Raw genomic sequence first — 16,808 nt, forward strand, 5'->3', positions numbered from 1 at the left:
GACGCCTCCTTGAGTCAGTAAGAGAACGGCCAGGCCTTGAAGTAGGCCTTGATCCGCAGCCAGATGCCGGCCAGTCCCCGCGGCTCCAGCACCAGGAACAGAACGATGAGCAGGCCGAAAAGGGCCTGGTTGAGCGCGAAGACGCTGACGAAGCCCTCGCCGCCGACGCTCGTGCGCACGCCGGGGATGGCGTCGCTGTAGCGGTCGATGAGCGCGGGCAGCGCGCCGACGAAGATCGCCCCGAGCACAGAACCGAAGATCGTGCCCAGCCCCCCGACGATCACGATCGCGATGTACTGGATGGACAGCAGCAGGTTCCACTCGTCCGGACTGACGAACTGCTGGTACGACCCGAACAGCGCACCCGCGACGGAAGCGATCGCGCTGGAGAGCATGAACGCGCCGATCTTGTAGCGGCCCGCGCGGACGCCGATCACCTCGGCGGCCTGGTCGCGGTCGCGCACCGCCTGCAGCGCCCGCCCCGGCCGTGTGCGCACGAGGTTCTTCGCGAGCAACGCCACCAGCGCGACGAGTGCCCACACCAGCCAGAACCAGCCCTGGTTGCGCGAGTAGCTCTCGCCGAGCAGCGTCAGCCCACCGAAGTCGATTGGCCCGATCGCGGGCTGCGCGTTCACCGACGTGCCCGAGTTGCCGCCGGTGATCGGGGTCAGGTTGCGCCACAGGTGCTCGCCGATGAAGATCAGCCCGAGGGTGACGATGGCGAGGTAGTGGCCGCGCAGGCGCAGTGCGAACGGTCCGATCAGGCCGCCGAGCACGGCGCCCACCACGCCGGCGGCCAGCAGCCACACCGGTAGCGGCAGGCCGAGATCGCCACCGATGCGGGCGGTCACGTACGCCCCGGCGCCGATGAAGAAGGCGTGCCCGAGGGAGATCTGCCCGCAGTAGCCGGTGAGCAGGTTCAGCCCGAGTGCGCCGATCGCGGTGATCCCGACGTAGATGAGCACCGACAGCCAGAAGTCGTCCTGCAGGATCGTCGGCAGCAGCAGGAAGACGGCGATCATGGCGACCAGCCCGAAGCGCGCCAACGGCGTGCCGAACAGCCGCAGCTCGTCGGCGTAGCCGCGGGTCATGTTGCGGTGCGCCCCGGCCATCAGATCCGCCTTACTTCCCTGGTGCCCAGCAGTCCGTACGGCCGGATCAGCAGGATCACGATCATCAGCAGGTAGGGCACGATGACGGAGACGTTGTCGCCCGCCCAGGAGAACAGCCGGTCCTGGTAGCCGCGGGTGAGCGCCTCGGCGAGGCCGATGATCAGCCCGCCGAGCACGGCGCCCGCGGGCGAGTCCATCCCGCCGAGGATCATCGCCGGGAAGGCGGCCAGCGCGATGAACCCGATCGACGGCGTCAGCCCGCCAGGACCGGCCGCCATCAGGATCCCGGCGAGCGCGGCCAGTGCCGCCGCGATCGCCCACGACACGGCGTAGACCCGCCGTGCGCTGATGCCCTGCGCGAGCGCCGCCTCCGGGTCGAACGCGGTGACCCGCATCGCGAGTCCGAGCGAGGAGAACCGGAAGAAGAGGAAGAACGCGAGCACGACGGCCGCGGTGAGCCCGATCGTCCACAGGTCCCGTACACCGAAGACGAGCCCGAACGCCTCGACGGTGCGGATGTTCCACGGGTTGTTCACCTGCTTGTGCTCGAAGCCCCAGATCGCGGTGATGAGCGGTTCGAGTACGAACAGCAGGCCGATGGTGATCATGATGACGGCGAACGGCGGCTGGCCGACCATGCGGCGCAGCACGATCCGCTCGAACGTGGCACCGACGAGCGCGGCGCTCACACAGCACAGCAGCACCGCGACGGCGAACGCGACGGCCAGGTTGTTGGAGAAGGTGTAGCCGAGGTAGGCACCCAGCGCGAGCAGCCCGCCCTGCGCGAAGTTGATCACGCCGGTCGACTTGTAGATCACCACGAAGCCCAGCGCCACGAGTGCGTACGTGGAGCCGAGCGAGAGGCCCGCGAAGCAGTTCTGCAGAAAGGTCGTCACCGGTACATCGCCTCGATCTCGGTCTCGAAGCGGCGCTCGACGGCCCGGCGCTTCACCTTCTGCGTCGCGGTCAGCTCGCCGTCGGTGTGATCGAGTTCCTTGGTGATGAGCGTGAAGCGCTTGAGCTGCTCGACGCTCGCCAGCCCGTGGTTGATCTCGGCGACCACGCTCTCGACGAGTGCGCGCACCTCCGGCTTCGCGGACAGGTCCGCGTAGGTGGTGTAGTCCAGCCCGCGGCGCCGGGCCCAGTCCCCGACGGTGTCCAGCTCGATGCCGATCAGTGCGGTGAGGTACTTGCGGCGGTCGCCGATCACCACGGCCTCGCGGATGTGGGGCGAGACCTTGAGCCGGTTCTCGATCTCCGAAGGGGAGATGTTCTTCCCGCCCGCGGTGATGAGGATGTCCTTCTTGCGGTCGGTGATCCGCAGGAACCCGTCGTGGTCGATCTCCCCGACGTCCCCGGTGTGCAGCCAGCCGTCCTCGTCGACGGTCGCCGCCGTGGCCTCCGGATTGTCGAGGTAGCCGGAGAACACGCCCGCCGAGCGGGTCAGGATCTCGCCGTCCGCGGCGATCCGCAGCTCCACACCGGGCAGCGCGGTGCCGACCGAGCCGAGCCGCACGTCGCCGGCCGGGGTGAGCGTGCAGATCGCCGTGTTCTCGGTCTGCCCGTAGCCCTCGCGCACCGGCACCCCGATGGCCCACAGGTACTCCAGCACCTGTGGCGCGATCGGTGCCGCACCGCTGACCGCCACGCGCACCCTGACCAGGCCGAGCCGTTCCCGCAGCGGCCGGAAGACGAGCAGCTCGCACAGGGCGCGCAGCATCCGGTCGGCGAGGGTCGCCTCGCCGCGCATCCGCCGTGGCGCGATACGCCTGCCCTGGCGCAGGCAGAAGCGGTAGGTCGCGCGCTTGAGCCTGCTCGCGTCCGTCATCCGGCTCTCGACGCCGGCGAGCATCTTCTCCCAGACCCGCGGCACGCCGAGAAACACCGTGGGCTGCACGTCGCGGAGGTCGTGGGCGAAGGAAGGGCCGCCCTCGCCGAAGTTGACCACCGACCCCGCCCACACCGAGTCGATCACCGACGTCAGCCGCTCCGCAATGTGGCAGAGCGGCAGGTAGCTGAGCACCTCGTCGTCCGGCCTGCCGCCGAGCGCCTCGACGAACGTGCGGCCCGAGGCGACCAGGTTGGCGTGGGAGATCAGCGCGCCCTTGGGCGGTCCGGTGGTGCCGGAGGTGTAGACGATGATCGCGGTCGCGGACTCGTCGAGCGCGGCGACGGACCCGGCGTAGGCGGCGGCCGGGTCGGTGGCCGCCGCACCGCGTTCTTCGAGGTCCGCGAACGTGACCGGCCCGGAGGCCGCCAGGTCGACGCCGCGCGGGTCGATCAGCACGATGTGTTCCAGCGCGGGCAGCCGGTCGAGCACGGCGACGGCCTTGTCGAGCTGTTCCTCGTCCTCGGTGACGAGCACCCGGCAGCGGGAGTGCGCGAGCAGGTACTCGACCTCGGCCTCCGGCGAGGTCGGGTAGATGCCGACGCACTGCGCCCCGAGGCCCTGCACGGCGAGGTCGGCGATCACCCACTCCGGCCGGTTCTCGGCGTGGATCGCCACGCGGTCGCCGGGCCCGACGCCGAGCTCCCGCAGCCCGGCGGCGACGTTGGCGACCCGGGCGGCGTACTCCGCCCACGTCCACTCGCGCCAGAGCCCGCGGTGCTTCTCGCGCAGCGCCACCGCGGAGCCCCGGTCGCGGGCGTTCTCCAGCAGCTTGCCGGGCAGCGTGGCTCGTGAGTGCGCACCCGAGTTAGAACTCGTGTCGCCACTCACGACCGCGTGCGCACTCATGCCGCACCGCCGAGGTAGGCCTCGATCACCTGCGGGTTCTCCTGTATCTCGCCCGGCTCGCCAGTGGCGATGGCGACCCCGAAGTCCAGTGCCAGCACCCGGTCGGCGAGATCCATCACCAGGCTCATGTCGTGCTCCACGAGGATCATCGCGAGCCCCAGCTCGCGGCGGGCTTCGAGGAGGTAGCGGGCGGTGTCCTCGGTCTCCTCGAGGTTCATCCCGGCGACGGGCTCGTCGAGCAGCAGTAGCCGCGGCCGCATCGCCAGCGCGCGGCCCAGCTCCGTGCGCTTGGCCACGCCGTAGGGCAGCATCCCGGCGGGCATCCGGCGGTAGGGCTCCAGTTCGAGCAGCTCCACGATCTCCTCGACCGCGGCCCGGTGCGCCACCTCCTCGCGTTTGGCCCTGCCCCACCAGAACATCCCCGAGAAGAACCCCGTCCGCATCAGGTGGTGCCTGCCGAGCATCAGGTTCTCGACGACGGTGAGGTGCCCGAACAGGCCGAGGTTCTGGAACGTGCGCGCCACGCCGAGGGTGGCGATCTCCGCAGGCGCCCGTCCGAGCAGCGAGCGGCCGTCCAGCGCGATCGTGCCCCGCTGCGGGCGGTAGACGCCGTTGAGGCAGTTGAAGATGGAGGTCTTGCCTGCACCGTTCGGGCCGATCACCGCGAACAGCTCGCCCCGCCGCACCTCGAAGCCGACGCTGTCCAGCGCCGTCACGCCACCGAAGTGCAGGGTGAGGTCGCGCACCTCGAGCAGCGCGCCCGTTTCCGACGGCTCACTCACGCGCTCCATCGCTTCTTCCTCCGGTAGCTCTTGACCTTGGCGAAGGAGCGCCGTTCGCCGCCGGCCGAACCGAGATAGAACTCGCGGATGTCCTCGTCGGCCAGCAGCTCCGCGGCCGGGCCGTCCTTGACGACCTGCCCGGTCTCCAACACGTAACCCGAGTCGGCGATCTCCAGCGCCATCACCGCGTTCTGCTCCACCAGCAGCACGCTCGTGCCCTGCCGGTTGATCTGCACGACGATGTCGCGAACCTGCTCGACGAGCTTCGGCGCGAGCCCGAGCGAGGGCTCGTCGAGCAGCAACAGCCTGGGCTGTGCCATGAGCGCCCTGCCGATCGCGAGCATCTGCTGCTCGCCGCCGGACAGGTAGCCCGCGACGGACCTGCGGCGCTGCGCCAGCACCGGGAACAGGTCGAGCACGCGGGTGTAGGACTCCTGGATCTCCGCGCGCGAGCGGCGGGTGTACGCCCCGGCCCGCAGGTTCTCGTCGACGGTGATCTCGGCGAAGACCCGCCTGCCCTCCATGACCTGCGCGATGCCCTTGCGCACCACGTCGGCAGGGTCGGCCGCGGTGATGTCGGCGTCCCCGAGCCGCACCGTGCCCTTGGTGATCTTGCCGCGGTGCGGCGTCAGCAGGCCGGTGACCGCACGCAGGAGAGTGGTCTTCCCGGCGCCGTTCGCGCCGAGCAGCGCGACGATCGAGTCCGTGGGGACTCGCAGGCTCAACCCGCGGAGGACGAGCACCACGTCGTCGTAGACGACTTCGAGGTTGCTCACGGAGAGCATGGGTGGCGCCAAGGATCCACTCCTTAGTTGCCAAAGTGATGTGGATCACAACGAATACGGACGTTATGCGCTTACCATGCGTGCGAGCAAGAGCCGAGCCGAACTGTGACCTTCCAGCCGGATGGCAGGATGGCGGCGTGGAATCGCGAACCGTACGAGACACCGTTCGAGCGCTCTGGGCCGACGACATCCTGCCCAGCCTGTCCCGCCTGGTGGAGATCCCTGCCCTTTCGCCGTCGTTCGATCCCGACTGGGCGGGCACCGGGCACCTGGACGCCGCCGTCGGCCACGTCAGGAGCTGGCTCGCCGCGCGGGAGATCCCCGGCGCGCGCGTCGACGTGGTCCGCCTCGAGGGCCGCAGCCCGGTGCTGCTGCTGGACGTCCCGGCGACCGAGGGCGCCGAGGACCGGGGAACCGTGCTGCTCTACGGCCACCTCGACAAGCAGCCGCCGCTCGGGGGCTGGTCCGACGGTCTGGGCCCGTGGACCCCGGTGGTCCGCGACGATCGTCTCTACGGCCGGGGATCGGCTGACGACGGCTACGCAGGCTACGCGGCGACGGCCGCGCTGGAGGCCGTCCGCGCGGCCGGTGGCGGGCACGCGCGGGCCGTCGTCCTGCTGGAGACCGGTGAGGAGTCCGGCAGCCCGGACCTGCCCGCCTACCTCGACCACCTCAGCGACCGGCTCGGCCAGGTCTCGTTCGTGGTCTGCCTCGACTCGGGCGGCAACGACTACGAGCGGCTGTGGCTGACCACGAGCCTGCGGGGCCTGCTGCAGGTGCACGTGACCGTGCGCGTGCTCGGATCCGCGCAGCACTCGGGTCTGGCCGGCGGGATCGTGCCCAGTTCCTTCCGGGTGCTGCGCCGGCTCCTCGACCGGCTCGAGGACGCCGAGACGGGCGAGATCACCCTGGCAGAGTGCAACGTCGAGATCCCGGCGAACCGCGTGGCGGAGGCGAAGGCCACCGCCGAGGTCGCCCCCGGGGCGGTCAGGGGCTCGTTCCCGCTGCACGGCGACACCAGGACCGTCGCCGAGGACGAGGTCGAGTTGCTGCTGAACAACGGGTGGCGGCCCTCGCTGTCCGTCATCGGCGCCTCGGGACTGCCCGAGGCGGCCGACGCGGGCAACGTGCTGCGCGATTCCACCACGCTCGCGCTGGGCTTCCGGCTGCCACCGACCGCCGACTCGGCGGCCGCGCTCGCGGCCGTGCGGAAGGCGCTCACCACCGACGTCCCGTACTCGGCGACGGTCGAGATCGTCGGCGACGAGAGCGCCGACGGCTGGAATGCGCCCGAGACGGCGCCCTGGCTGGCGGCCGGGCTGGACGCCGTGAGCGACGGCGTGTTCGGCGCCCCGTGGCGGGCCGTCGGCCTCGGCGGCTCGATCCCGTTCATGGGCCTGCTCGGCAAGAAGTACCCGGACGCGCAGTTCCTGGTGACCGGTGCGCTCGGCCCGGACTCCAACGCCCACGTGCCGGACGAGTGGCTGAACCTGCCCCACGCGCAGCGGGTGACCGAGGCCGTCGCCCACCTGCTGCACGCCCACGCCACCTCGTGACCCTCGTTGCGGCCAGCTTTTCCCGCAGGTAGGACAGTGCTCCCTTCGGTTATGATCGCGGTCATGAGTTTCTTCTTCCGAGTCTGACGCGGCCGCTGGCGAGTCGCGGACATCCCCTCGCCAGCGATGCGGAGCGGTGCGGCAGACCGCTCCGGGTCGCGACGTGGGAGAAGATCAATGATCTTTCGGGTACCGGCGCGCCCGCGCGCCGGCGCTGCACCGCGTCCAGGCGCCGTCGTCACGCCGTGACGGCCGCGCGCCTGGTGGCGCGGACGATTCGGGGCATCGAGCCGGTGGTGGCGGAGGAAATTCGCTGTGGCGGGCTGGGCCGGGTCGAACACCTGGGACATCGCGAGGTGTGGTTCCGCTGCGCCGCGCCCGGTCCGGCGGTGCTCGGCCTGCGCTGCGCGGACGACGTGTTTCTCGTGGGGGCCACGGTGACGGGGATCGGCCGCAGCCGGGCCGACCTGCGGCTGCTGGCGCGGGCAGCCGGGGAACTGCCGGTGCGGCCACTGCTGGCTCTTCGCCGTCGATGCGGAGGTGCGGCTGCGCCGGGCAGCGTGGACGTCTCGGCGTCCTTCCTCGGACGCCGCAACTACACCCGGTACGACATCGAAGACGCGGTCGGTGAGCCACTGGCCGCCGGCACCGGGTTGCCGTACCGCAGCAGGCGTGGCGGAGTGGCTCCACCGCCGGGCGGGCTCTCCTGGCGGGTCACGGTGGCCGACGACCGTGCCGTCCTGGCGCTGCGAATCGGCGCGCGTCCTGCGCACCGGAGGGACTACCGCCGGATATCCCGCCCGGGCAGCCTGCATCCGCCGTTGGCGGGGGCACTGGTGCGGCTGGCCCGCCCGGTCAACGGTGCCCGGCTGCTGGATCCCTTTTGCGGGGCAGGCACCATCCCGATCGAGGCGGCGCTGACCGAGCACACGCTCTCCATCGTCGGCTACGACCGCGACCCGGCGGCGGTGGCGGCGGCGACCGCCAACGGTGCGGGCACCGGCGTCGGCTGGGCGGTGGCCGACGCCGGCCGGCTACCGGTGCCGACGGGCACGGTCGACATGGTGGTGAGCAACCCACCGTGGAACCGGCAGGTGCCACCGTCCGGGACACTTGCCAGGAACCCCCGGTGGTTCTGGCGAGAGCTGCGCAGGGTGCTGCGGCCGGACGGCACGACGGTGCTGCTGCTGCCGGACCCCGACCGCCACCTGGCCGAGGCGGCGAGGGCCGGGCTGGTGCCGCGGGAGCGCCGTCCGGTCAGCCTGTCCGGGACGCATCCGGAGATCGTCCGGCTGGAACCGGTCCGGCCACCTCGTGAGTGCCCACCCGAGTTCTAACTCGCGTAGGCACTCACGAGTCAGGCGAGCCTGGTCAGCTCTACCGAGACGTCCAGGTGCGACTTGGCCCCGCCGGTGAAGATGCCCTTCAACGGTGCCACGTCGGCGTAGTCGCGGCCGGTGGCGACCCACACGTGCCGAGGTCCGACGCCGATCGCGTTCGTCGGGTCGTGCGCCCACCAGCCGCCGGTCCACACGTCCACCCACGCGTGGCTCTCCCCCTGCACGGTCTCGCCGAGCGCGGCGGAGGGCCGCGTGTGCAGGTAGCCGGAGACGTAGCGCGCCGGGATGCCGATCGCCCGCAGCATCACCAGCGTCACGTGCACGTAGTCCTGGCACACGCCCTCGCGGGCCCGCCACGCGTCGGTCGCCGTGCTGTGCACGCCGGTGCTGCCCGGCCGGTAGGTCAGCTGGTCGTGCACCCACTGGGAGATCGCGAGCGCGGTGCCCGTCGGGTCCCTGCCCTTGCGCAGCTCCCTGGCCACGGACGCAAGCTCCCGGTCCCGGGGCGTGTACTTGGTGGTCTCCAGGTACTCGGTGTGCTCGTCGATCACCGCGTCCGAGCGCAGGTCCCGCCAGCTCGCGTCGCGGATCGGCTCCGTGGCCTCGTTCGTCTCCACCACCGACGTCGCCAGCACGGTGAACTCGGTGTGCGGCGCGTGCAGGTCGAACGACGTGACCACGGTGCCCCAGTAGTCGGTGTAGCGGTAGGCGCGGGTGGCAGGCGTCGTCTCGATCCGGGTCGCCACCACGCTCTGCCGCCGGTCGGAGCGCGGGGTCAGCCGCGCCTCGTTGTACGACTGCGTCGCGGGCGACGCATAGTGATAGCCGGTGCTGTGCACCACCCGGATCTGCCAGCTTTCCTCGCTCACAGCGATACCTCCGCGCCACGCCACGCCACCCAGGGCGAGGAGTGGAAGTACTGGACCGAGACCGCCTCCCCGACGTCCCGGATCGCGGTCTGCAGGCTGATCAGCCTGCGCGGCAGCTCGTCGAGCAGGTCCGAGGGCCGGAGGAACTCCAGCTCGCTGCGGGCCCGGCCGAGCAGGCGCAACGCCTCCGACTTCTCGTTGCCCCGCCCCGGTTGCCCCGCACTGCCGCGGTCGAGCTGGTCGAGGCAGGACTCGGCCTGCCGCAGCGCGTAGAACACCGACCGGGGGAACAAGGTGTCGCGCAGCAGGAACTGCACGACCCGGCTCGCGTCCAGCGCGCCCCGGTAGGTGCGCAGGAAGGTGTCCTGCGCGCCGGCCGAGCTGAGCACGGTGACCCAGCCCGGTGAGGACGCGCGGTCCTGTACGCGGGAGAGCAGCAGCCGCACCACCATGTCGGCGCGCTCGACGGAGCGGCCGAGCACCATGAACAGCCAGCCGTCGTCGCGGCTCATCGTCGAGTCGGCGAGCCCGGCGAACATCGCGGCGCGCTCCTCCACGAAGGACAGGAACGCGTGCGGACCGGCGCGGCGGGCGTAGCGCTGCCGCTCCGGCACGGCGTTCCAGGTGGCGTTCAGGCACTCCCACAGCTCGGTCGAGACCACCTCGCGGGCGCCGCGGGTGTTCTCCCTGGCGTTGGTGATCGAGCCGACAATCGAGCTCGCGTTGTCCTTGGTGTAGGCGACCAGCTCGGTCAGCTTCCAGACGTCCAGCTCGGCTAGCTCCCCCGGTGCGATGCCGAGCACGGCCAGCAACTGGCGGCTGGCGTAGTCGGGATCGATGCTCGCGTCCTCCAGCAGCTGGTGGACGGACACGTTGAGGATGCGGGCCGTGTCGTCGGCCCGCTCCACGTACCGGCCGATCCAGTACAACGATTCGGCGTTTCGTGCGAGCACTATCCCTCCTTACGGCTTACTGCGAAGACTGCTGTTGCTGTTGTTGTTGCTGCTGCTCCGTGCTCAGCTCGGGTCCCTGCTCGACGGCGAGTCCGTCCACAGTAGAGGTCTCCGCCAGTGCGGGTGAGGCCAGCTCGCGCTCGGCGCTCGACGAGCGCGCGGCCAGCACCCACGTGTCCTTGGAGCCGCCACCCTGCGACGAGTTCACCATCAGGCTGCCCTCCGGCAGCGCCACCCGGGTCAGCCCGCCGGGCAGTACGAAGATGTCCTTGCCGTCGTTGACGGCGAACGGGCGCAGGTCGACGTGGCGCGGCGCGACCTTGCCTTCCACTTTGGACGGTACTGTGGACAGCTGCACCACCGGCTGCGCGATCCAGTCGCGGCGTTCGGTGCGGATCCTGCGGCGCAGCGCCGCAAGCTCGCGCTGGCTCGCCGTCGGCCCGAACACGATGCCGTACCCGCCGGAACCCTCGACCGGCTTGATCACCAGCTCGTCCAGGTGCCGGAGCACGTGATCCAGCTCGTCCGGCAGCCAGCAGCGGTAGGTGTCCACGTTGGGCAGCAGCGGCTTCTCACCGAGGTAGTAGCGGACCATCTCGGGCACGTAGGTGTAGATGAGCTTGTCGTCGCCGATGCCGTTGCCGACCGCGTTGGCGATCACCACGTTGCCCGCGCGGGCGGCGTTGAGCACCCCCGCCACCCCGAGTACGGAGTCGGGCCGGAAGTGGACCGGGTCGAGGAACTCGTCGTCGATGCGGCGGTAGATCACGTCCACCGCCCGCTCGCCCTCGGTGGTGCGCACGTACACGATGTTGTCCCGGCAGAACAGGTCGCGGCCCTCGACCAGCTCCACCCCCATCTGCCGGGCCAGCAGCGAGTGCTCGAAGTAGGCCGAGTTGTGGATGCCGGGCGTGAGCACCACGACCGTCGGGTCGGCGACGTTGGGCGCGGCCGCCGCCCGCAGCGACCGCAGCAGGTGTGTCGAGTAGTCGCCGACCGGCCGGACCCGGTGCTTGGCGAACAGGTCGGGGAAGACCCGCGCCATCGTGCGCCGGTTCTCCATCACATAGGACACCCCTGACGGGTTGCGCAGGTTGTCCTCCAGTACGCGGAAGGAACCCTCCTCGTCGCGCACCAGGTCGACGCCCGCGACGTGGATGCGCACGCCGTTGGGCGGGTTGACGCCGAAGGCCTCCCGGTGGAAGTGCTTGCACGAGGTGAGCAGCCTGCGCGGCAGGACGCCGTCGGCGAGGATCTGGGCGTCGCCGTAGATGTCGGCGAGGAACGCCTCCAGCGCGCGTACGCGCTGCGCGACCCCGCGTTCCAGCTTCGACCACTCCGCCGCAGGGATGACCCTGGGCACCAGGTCGAGCCCGAGCGGCCGCTCCTGCCCGGACAGCGAGAACGTGATGCCCTGATCGACCATCGCCCGGTCCAGCGCGGCCGCGCGGGCGGTCAGGTCGGCGCTGTCCATGCCCGCGATCGACTCGTACAGCGCCCGGTACGGCGAGCGCACGACGCCGTCGCCGTCGAACATCTCGTCGTAGGCGGTCGGGAAGGGCCTGCCCGGCCAGAGGTAGCCGTCGAACTGTGCGCCGGGCCTGCCGTTGGTCCTCGCGCGCGCCGATCGCGCCCGGCGGCCGGCCGGAGGCAGCCTCGGGGCGGAGCTGTTGTTCATGGTGCCCATCGTCGCTCACCCGCGTGCGCTGCCCGGCAGGGGCATGTCACGGAGCGGTTACCGAGCCACTACGCGACGTCGCCGCAACGGGTCCGTAACGCCCCGATGCTGTGCACTGGCACTCAAGAGTGGCAGTATGCGTGCACTCAACCAGTAAGAACTACTAGGAGTGACAAGTGGCGCGTCGAAGCAACCTCAGGGCGCTCATCCTGATTCCCGCGCTGGCCCTGGTCGCCACCGCGGCCGGCTGCGCGGAGCAGGTGAACACAGGCGGTGACACGCAGGCCGGTGGCGAGGTCTCGCTGATCAACGAGGGCCAGCTGACCACCTGTACCCACCTGCCCTACCCGCCGTTCCAGTTCACCGAGGGTGGTGAGACGGTCGGCTTCGACGTCGACCTCGTCGACCTGGTGGCGAAGGACCTCGGGGTCGAGCAGTCGATCTTCGACACCTCGTTCGAGGGCATCGAGTCGGGCGCCTCGTTCGAGACCGGTCAGTGCGACCTGGCGGCGGCCGCGATGACCATCACCGAGGAGCGCGAGAAGGTGATGGACTTCTCGAACGGCTACTTCGACGCGAATCAGGCGCTGATCGTCAAGAAGGACTCCGGCATCAAGACCATGGAGGACCTGCAGGGCAAAACCCTGGGCGTGCAACTGGGCACCACCGGCGAAGAGTACGCCACCGAGAACAGGGAGAAGTTCGGCTACACGACGCGCCAGTACGAGGACCTCGCGCTGCTGCAGACCGCGGTGAAGACCGGCCAGATCGACGCGGGCATCAACGACAACTCGGTGCTGTTCTACTTCGCCAAGGAGAACACCGACACCGAGGTCACCGAGGAGTTCGAGACCGGCGAGGAGTACGGCATCGCCGTGCGCACCGGCAACGGTGCGCTGCTGGCGAAGGTGAACGAGGTGCTCGACAAGGCGAAGAGCGACGGCACCTACGACAAGATCTACGAGAAGTGGTTCGGTACGAAGCCGGAGAGCAAGTAGCCGACGTCTCGTGAGTGCGTGGCCGGGTTAGCACTCGGTTACGCACTCACGAGCCATTTCTCGAGGAGTTCGCTTCATGGCGATGTCGCGGCGCAAGCGCGCGCAGGCATTCCGCAACGCCCAGTACGCCGTCCTCGTGCTCGGGATAGTGGCCGTCGGCGTCCTCGCCGACTGGGACACGATCCTGCAGGCCTTCTTCAACGTCGACGCGGCGGCCAGACAGATCCCGGCGATCTTCACGACCGCGCTGGTCAACACGGTCATCTACACCACGCTCGGGTTCGGCCTCGGCCTCGGCGTCGGCCTGGTGCTGGCGCTGATGAAGCTGTCGTCGGTGGCACCGTACCGGTGGATCGCCACGGTTTACATCGAGTTCTTCCGCGGCGTCCCGGCCCTGCTGGTGTTCATCGCGCTGGGCTTCGGCGTGCCACTGGCCTTCAACATCAGGTTCGAGATCTACTCCACCGCCGCCATCGCGCTGGGCCTGGTCGGGTCCGCCTACATCGCCGAGACGCTGCGCGCCGGCATCCAGGCCGTGCCGAAGGGGCAGGTCGAGGCGGCCCGCTCGCTCGGTATGTCGCCGGGACGGACCAACCTGACCGTGGTGATCCCGCAGGCGTTCCGGATCATCCTGCCGCCGCTGACCAACGAGCTGATCCTGCTGACCAAGGACTCGTCGCTGATCTATCTGCTCGGCCTCACCCGCGACGAGTACGAGCTGGCCAAGTTCGGCCGCGAGGGACTCAACGCGACGAACTCGCTGACACCGATCCTGCTCGCCGGGCTGTGCTATCTGCTCATCACGATCCCGCTGGGCCACCTGTCGCGTTACCTCGAGGGCAGGGCCGGCCGCAAGCAGGAACAAGGGTTGAAGGTGACCGCATGAACGAGGCGATCGTCGAGGTCGTCGACCTGCACAAGTCCTTCGGTGAGCTGGAGGTGCTCAAAGGCATCGACATGAGCGTCCGGCGCGGCGAGGTCGTGTGCATCATCGGCCCTTCCGGATCGGGCAAGTCCACGCTGCTGCGGTGCGTGAACTTCCTGGAGGAACCGAACGCGGGCAGGATCGTGGTGAACGGGTTCGAGGTCACCGACCCGGACGTGGACATCGACCGCGCCCGCCGGGGCATCGGGATGGTGTTCCAGGCGTTCAACCTCTTCGGCCACCTTTCCGTGCTGGAGAACCTCACCATCGCCCAGCGCAAGGTGCTCAAGCGCGACCGGGCGGAGGCCGATGCGGTCGCGCGGAAGAACCTGGAGAAGGTCGGGCTCGCGGAGAAGGCCGGCGCGATGCCCGCCCAGCTGTCCGGTGGGCAGCAGCAGCGGGCCGCGATCGCCAGGGCATTGTCGATGGACCCGGCGGTGATGCTGTTCGACGAGCCGACGTCAGCGCTGGACCCCGAGCTGGTCGGGGACGTGCTCTCGGTCATGCGGCAGCTCGCCGAGGAGGGTATGACGATGCTCGTGGTGACCCACGAGATGCAGTTCGCCCGCGAGGTGGCCGACAAGGTGCTCTTCATGGACGACGGCGGGATCGTCGAGGAGGGTCCGCCCGCCCAGGTGATCGGCGAGCCGCGGCAGCAGCGCACGAAGGGCTTCCTCGCTCGCGTGCTCAATCCGACCCACGTGCCGGTCACGGGGGCAGAGACTTAGGCCGCTGGTCAAGGGGCGGGCGGCGGCTGCTCCAGCAGGGCGAGGGCGGCACGTACCGACAGCTCCCGCAGCTCCGCGGGCGGGATGTCCGTGAGCAGGGTCGCCGACCGGCTCAGCCCGTTGGCCGCCATCACCGCACAGATCCGGCGCCAGCTGCTGGCGTCGGGCCCGGCCAGCAGTCGCTGGAACTCCTGGGCCAGCCGCGGCACCCAGTCCTCGGCGTCCACCTCCGCGAGTCCGCTCGGGTCGCGGAGCAGGGCGAGGAACACCGTCCGGTTGCGGTAGTTCAGGTCAAAGAACTGCTCGAGCAGCTCCCGGGTGGTCAGCCGGGCGTCGGCGGCGCCGGCCAGAAACGCGTCGACCTCGTCGATAGCCGGTTGCACCGCGCTGCGTACCAGGTCGGCCTTGGTGGGGTGGTGGTAGTAGAGGGCCGACTTCGTCAGCGCAAGCCGGTCGGCGATGTGCTGCATCGTGGTCTTGCCGAAGCCCTGGCTGATGAACAGTTCCAGCGCCACCTCGTGGATCCGCGTGGCGGTGTCGGTGCTACGCCCGTCCCGGCGGACACGGTCGGTTACCGCCTTCGCGCGCGACATTCCCGCCTCCCTGCTGCTGCTCGGCGCCGCATGGCTCCGCTGTACCCGCAGGGCATGGTAGCCGATCCTTGACCGACGGACTGGTAACTGACCGACGCGTCGGTTAGTATGTGATCGTGACCACACCGGCGAGAAGGGCGACACAGACGCAGGTGGGGATCGTGGGCGGCGGGCCGGTCGGGCTAGCCCTCGCCCTTGGCCTGGCCCGGCATCGGGTGCGATCGGTGCTGGTGGAGTGCAAGCCCTCGCCGAACCGGCAGTCCCGTGCTCCCGCGCTCCACCTGCGGAGCATGGAGATCCTCGGACAGTGGGGGGGTGGCCGGGGAACTCCACGCCGCCGGTGCGTTGAAGCGCACGATGCCGATCCACCCAGGGCCGACGAGCCACCGACCGCTGCTGTCCTTCGACTTCACCGAACTGGACCAGGAGGCCGACCGGGCCGGCGTGTTGTTCCTGGAGCAGGGGGAGACCGAGCGGTTGCTACTGGCAGCCGTGCGCGACTCCGGCTGGTGCGATGTCCGGTTCGGCACGGAGGCGGTGGCGCTCGATGCCCGCCCCGACGGCGTGCAGCTGACCGTCGACGAGGGTGCGGCGACTCGTACGCTGACTGCCGCGTTCGTGGTCGGCTGCGACGGCACCGGCAGTTTCGTGCGGGACGCGGTGGAAATCCCGTTTCCCGGCGTCACCTTCCCGCTCCGGCCCACCCTCGCCGACGTGCGCATCGATGACGACCGGGACGCCCTGCCCTGGCCTCGGTTGCACAACGGCCGCCGCGGCATCACCGGTGCGCAGCGACTGAGGCCGGGACACTGGCGGATCATCCGGGTGGAGTCCGGAGCGCCCGTGCCCGGCGAGCCGGTACCGGGATCGGAGGTCCGAGCCCGCGCGGCCGAGGTTCTCGGCGACGGCCCGGTCGAGGTGGTCTGGGCCAGCCGGTTCCAGTTCCAGCGCCGCGCCAGCCCCCGGTTCCGCTCCGGCCGCGTGCTACTGGCGGGCGACGCCGCCCACGCTTTCCCGCCCGCCAACGGTCAGGGCATGAACGCAGGAATTCAGGACGCCCACAATCTCGCGTGGAAACTGGCCAACGCCGTGCGTGGCGGCGACCTCGACGGGCTGCTCGACTCGTACGAGGTCGAGCGCCGAGCCATGGTCGGTAGGGTGTCCCGGCACGTCAGCCTGCTCACCCGGATCGGCCTCCAGGCCCCGCGCCCGGTCCGCGCCGCCGTGTTCCAGCTGATGCGGCTGGGCCTGGCCGTCCCGGCCAGTCGCCGGGAACGGCTCCGCAACCTCGCCATGATCGACCTACGGGTGCCGGCCTCCCCGCTGCTGGACGGCGCCGAGCGGGCGGCCGGGGTTCGGCTGCCCAACCCGGTGCTGCGCTCTCCCACCGGCGCCACGACCCGCCTCTACGATCTCGTGGACGCCGGACCGTGTCTTCTCCAGCTGGCCGGTGCGACGGAACGGGCGGTGCGGGTGCCAGGGGTCACGACGGTACGGATCGGGCCGGGCGGGCACCGTGACCCGAGCGGTTCCCTGGCCCGGCTGCTCGGTGGCGACACCGGCTGGCTGCTGGTACGGCCGGACCTGCACCTGGCGTGGGCGCGCACCGGGGCCGCCGGGCTGCGCGCGGCGGTGGCGCGGGCACTGGGCTACCGGGCAACGCTGTAGGAGCAACCTGAGGAATCGGTTGTCCGCTGTGCACGTCCTGCCGTACGCCTCGCCGACGTCGTTCGGTGATCTGCGTTGCCGTAA

The 16,808-nt window shown here is 70.3% G+C and carries 15 protein-coding genes and 1 pseudogene; 7 read left to right on the forward strand and 9 right to left on the reverse strand.

All coding sequences use genetic code 11. From position 1 onward, the window contains the following. Positions 1-14: 14 nt before the first annotated feature. The 5 genes from JAP66_RS00680 to JAP66_RS00700 are packed head-to-tail and all read right to left on the reverse strand — an operon-like array spanning position 15 to position 5,416. Entirely contained in the window at positions 15-1,112 is a 1,098-nt protein-coding gene (locus JAP66_RS00680; RefSeq protein WP_199429067.1) for a branched-chain amino acid ABC transporter permease, read from the reverse strand. Further along, positions 1,112-2,008 carry a branched-chain amino acid ABC transporter permease gene (locus tag JAP66_RS00685; protein ID WP_199429069.1) on the reverse strand — a complete coding sequence of 299 codons (897 nt, stop codon included), beginning with the start codon at positions 2,006-2,008 and terminating at the stop codon, positions 1,112-1,114. The genes JAP66_RS00680 and JAP66_RS00685 overlap by 1 nt, the downstream gene beginning before the upstream one ends. Next, a complete protein-coding gene (locus JAP66_RS00690) occupies positions 2,005-3,849 on the reverse strand; it encodes an AMP-dependent synthetase/ligase (protein WP_199429070.1) in 1,845 nt (614 codons plus the stop codon). Before JAP66_RS00690 ends, JAP66_RS00685 begins: the two co-directional genes overlap by 4 nt. After that, the gene (locus JAP66_RS00695) at positions 3,846-4,640 is read right to left on the reverse strand and encodes an ABC transporter ATP-binding protein (protein ID WP_199429072.1); all 795 of its coding nucleotides are present in this window, start codon (positions 4,638-4,640) and stop codon (positions 3,846-3,848) included. The genes JAP66_RS00690 and JAP66_RS00695 overlap by 4 nt, the downstream gene beginning before the upstream one ends. After that, a complete protein-coding gene (locus JAP66_RS00700; protein ID WP_199429998.1) occupies positions 4,628-5,416 on the reverse strand; it encodes an ABC transporter ATP-binding protein in 789 nt (262 codons plus the stop codon). The genes JAP66_RS00695 and JAP66_RS00700 overlap by 13 nt, the downstream gene beginning before the upstream one ends. Positions 5,417-5,553: 137 nt before the next feature. On the opposite strand from JAP66_RS00700, the gene JAP66_RS00705 reads away from it, so the two are divergent. Further along, on the forward strand, positions 5,554-6,972 hold the full coding sequence (locus tag JAP66_RS00705) for a M20/M25/M40 family metallo-hydrolase (RefSeq protein WP_307849381.1): 1,419 nt from the start codon (positions 5,554-5,556) through the stop codon (positions 6,970-6,972). Positions 6,973-7,217: 245 nt separating this feature from the next. After that, complete coding sequence (locus JAP66_RS00710) at positions 7,218-8,309, forward strand: methyltransferase domain-containing protein (RefSeq protein WP_199429076.1); 1,092 nt, start codon at positions 7,218-7,220, stop codon at positions 8,307-8,309. A 20-nt stretch (positions 8,310-8,329) separates the two neighbouring features. Here the strand turns inward: JAP66_RS00710 and JAP66_RS00715 are convergent, their stop codons facing one another. From JAP66_RS00715 to JAP66_RS00725, 3 genes are read right to left on the reverse strand one after another with little or no spacing between them, the layout of a single operon-like run. Then, positions 8,330-9,181, reverse strand: coding sequence for a transglutaminase family protein (locus JAP66_RS00715; RefSeq protein WP_199429078.1), 852 nt, complete (start codon positions 9,179-9,181; stop codon positions 8,330-8,332). Beyond that, positions 9,178-10,134 (reverse strand): alpha-E domain-containing protein, encoded by a 957-nt coding sequence (locus JAP66_RS00720; RefSeq protein ID WP_199429080.1) that lies wholly within the window; start codon positions 10,132-10,134, stop codon positions 9,178-9,180. Before JAP66_RS00720 ends, JAP66_RS00715 begins: the two co-directional genes overlap by 4 nt. Before the next feature lie 16 nt (positions 10,135-10,150). Beyond that, a complete protein-coding gene (locus JAP66_RS00725; protein ID WP_372448922.1) occupies positions 10,151-11,812 on the reverse strand; it encodes a circularly permuted type 2 ATP-grasp protein in 1,662 nt (553 codons plus the stop codon). 176 nt (positions 11,813-11,988) lie between these two features. On the opposite strand from JAP66_RS00725, the gene JAP66_RS00730 reads away from it, so the two are divergent. The 3 genes from JAP66_RS00730 (at position 11,989) to JAP66_RS00740 (ending at position 14,463) form a co-directional block, all read left to right on the forward strand. Continuing rightward, entirely contained in the window at positions 11,989-12,810 is an 822-nt protein-coding gene (locus tag JAP66_RS00730; RefSeq protein WP_199429084.1) for a basic amino acid ABC transporter substrate-binding protein, read from the forward strand. Between the two features lie 76 nt (positions 12,811-12,886). Beyond that, a complete protein-coding gene (locus tag JAP66_RS00735; protein ID WP_199429092.1) occupies positions 12,887-13,696 on the forward strand; it encodes an amino acid ABC transporter permease in 810 nt (269 codons plus the stop codon). Then, positions 13,693-14,463: an amino acid ABC transporter ATP-binding protein gene (locus JAP66_RS00740; RefSeq protein ID WP_199429094.1), complete on the forward strand. Its 771-nt coding sequence runs from the start codon at positions 13,693-13,695 to the stop codon at positions 14,461-14,463. The genes JAP66_RS00735 and JAP66_RS00740 overlap by 4 nt, the downstream gene beginning before the upstream one ends. Before the next feature lie 8 nt (positions 14,464-14,471). On the opposite strand, the gene JAP66_RS00745 is transcribed toward JAP66_RS00740, so the two are convergent. Then, positions 14,472-15,056, reverse strand: coding sequence for a TetR/AcrR family transcriptional regulator (locus tag JAP66_RS00745; protein ID WP_199429096.1), 585 nt, complete (start codon positions 15,054-15,056; stop codon positions 14,472-14,474). 152 nt (positions 15,057-15,208) lie between these two features. Here JAP66_RS00745 and JAP66_RS32645 point away from each other — a divergent pair. Beyond that, positions 15,209-15,346, forward strand: a pseudogene (locus JAP66_RS32645) (FAD-dependent monooxygenase); the annotation flags it as partial. 25 nt (positions 15,347-15,371) lie between these two features. After that, a complete protein-coding gene (locus JAP66_RS31890) occupies positions 15,372-16,724 on the forward strand; it encodes an FAD-dependent monooxygenase (protein WP_307849382.1) in 1,353 nt (450 codons plus the stop codon). The last annotated feature ends 84 nt before the right edge of the window (positions 16,725-16,808 follow it).

The organism is Qaidamihabitans albus (assembly GCF_016464705.1).
Taxonomy (GTDB): domain Bacteria; phylum Actinomycetota; class Actinomycetes; order Mycobacteriales; family Pseudonocardiaceae; genus Qaidamihabitans; species Qaidamihabitans albus.